Genomic DNA, 1934 nt, shown 5'->3' on the forward strand with positions numbered 1-1934 from the left:
GCCCGTGAACGTCTCTACCCACACCAGCTCAGCCCGCAACACCCCACCCATACAGGCAAAATGCCCAGAACTGAGCCTTCTGCAACACCCTTTAGGGCCTGTATCGAAAGTGGATCTTTCTTCATGAATGATCTTCGTTCATGGGGCGGGGTGATCTCACTGATGAACAGTGGGCGGTGTTGGAGCCGTTGTTGCCTACGGGGACGAGGGCCGGGCGGCCGCCTGTCTGGCCCCGGCGGCAGTTGATCGACGGCATACGGTTCCGGGTCCGAACGGGCGTTCCGTGGCGAGACGTGCCCGTCGAGTACGGCCCGTGAGGCCGGATCTACGACTTGTTCCGCCGATGGCAGCGAAACGGCACCTGGCACCGGGTCTTCAGCCGGCTCCAGTCTCTGGCCGATGCGAAGGGTGCGATCGTGTGGGATCTGAGCGTCGATTCCACGGTGTGCCGCGCCCATCAGCATGCGGCTGGAGCGCGGAAGCAGGGTGATCTTCAGAAGGAACCGCCGGGTGGTGTCTTCACCGAGCCCCGAGATCATGGACTGGGGCGCTCGCGCGGCGGCTTCACCACCAAGGTGCACCTGGCCGTCGAGCAGGGCCAGAAGCCCATGTCGATCGTGGTAACGGCCGGGCAACGCGGCGACTCGCTGCAGTTCGAACCCGTGCTGAGGAAGGTCCGCGTGCCCCGCATCGGGCCGGGCCGGCCGCGCGTCCGTCCTGATCGGGTGCGTGCTGATAAGGCGTACGCCTCCCGCAAGAACCGCGCTTATCTGCGTCGCCGGGGGATCCGCTGCACCATCCCGGACAAGGTCGACCAGGCTCGACACCGCAAGCAGCGCGGCTCTCGCGGCGGCCGGCCGCCGAAGTTCGACCCACTCGACTACCGTGAGCGCCACGCGGTTGAGTGTGGGATCAACCGCCTCAAGAGGTACCGCGCCGTCGCCACGCGATACGACAAGCTAGCGGTCCGCTACGAGGCGACCGTCCTCATAGCGGCCATCGGCGAATGGCTGTGACCAGCACACATCAAGCGCGTCCAAAACAAGCCCGCAGGCGTGGAGGTGCTCTCACTCCACGGCAGCATTGAGGAGAATCTGCGCCAGCTCGCGCGGCTGGGAGAACATCGGCCAATGGCCGGTGTCCATCTTGTCCAGCCGCCAGCGCTTGCTGTTCAGCAGCTCGGCCACATCTTCGTCGGGCTCGGCGTCGTCTGGTTCGGCACCCGGCATCACGCACAGGATGTATGTCGCCGGAAGTTCACCGAGCGGCCCCGCCAGCACAGCGGGCTCGGTCAGCGTGGCACCTGGGTGAGGCGTCGAGCCACGCACGAGGCGTGCGATCTGCTCATCGGTGAGACCTTCGCCGTCGTAATGAGCAGCTGGCGCGAGTGGCCAAAACCCTCCGTTCTCGGCGATTGATGCCTCCACTGCCGCCCCGGCGTCCGGCCAGGCGGAAACAAACGACTCGCCGTCAGTTGGAACACTTGAGTCGACGAATACCACGCGGGCCAGTCGGTCACCGATCCGCTCCGCGGCCTGACCGACCGGGATGCCCGAGTAGCTGTGACCCACCAGGACTACGTCACGCAGACCCTGGCGTTCTACCTCGGCAACGATGTCCTGGACGTGAGTCGCTTGCCCTGCCGGTACACCCCGCTTGTCAGCAAGACCGGACAGCGTCAACGGATAGACGCCGTGGCCAGCCGCACGCAGATACGGCACCACCTCGCCCCACGCCCACGCCCCGAGCCGTGCACCTGCAACCAGCACGAAATTCACCATGCCCGCACCGTAGCCGGGCAGGCTGACGATCTCCTAGGAAATACTTTCGATACACGCCCTAAAGGGTGTTGCAGAAGGTCCATCTCGGGTAGGTCTGAGTGGTGCTTGACCTGTTGTTTCACCGTGTCATGGCGAGGTTGTGCATGGTGGCGA

1 protein-coding gene and 1 pseudogene are annotated in these 1934 nt (G+C 64.9%); one reads left to right on the forward strand and one right to left on the reverse strand.

Annotated elements, in window-relative coordinates:
* Positions 1-140 precede the first annotated feature (140 nt).
* A pseudogene (locus tag ACFXA3_RS41830) lies at positions 141-1016 on the forward strand (IS5 family transposase).
* 51 nt (positions 1017-1067) lie between these two features.
* Here the strand turns inward: ACFXA3_RS41830 and ACFXA3_RS41835 are convergent.
* Positions 1068-1781: an alpha/beta fold hydrolase gene (locus ACFXA3_RS41835; RefSeq protein WP_385196640.1), complete on the reverse strand. Its 714-nt coding sequence runs from the start codon at positions 1779-1781 to the stop codon at positions 1068-1070.
* Between the last annotated feature and the right edge of the window lie 153 nt (positions 1782-1934).

Source organism: Streptomyces sp. NPDC059456 (assembly GCF_042750055.1).
GTDB lineage: Bacteria > Actinomycetota > Actinomycetes > Streptomycetales > Streptomycetaceae > Streptomyces.

Coding starts and splice junctions, on each gene's coding strand:
- ACFXA3_RS41835 (WP_385196640.1), bottom strand. CDS start 1,781: ATGGTGAATTTCGTGCTGGTTGCAGGTGCACGGCTCGGGGCGTGGGCG.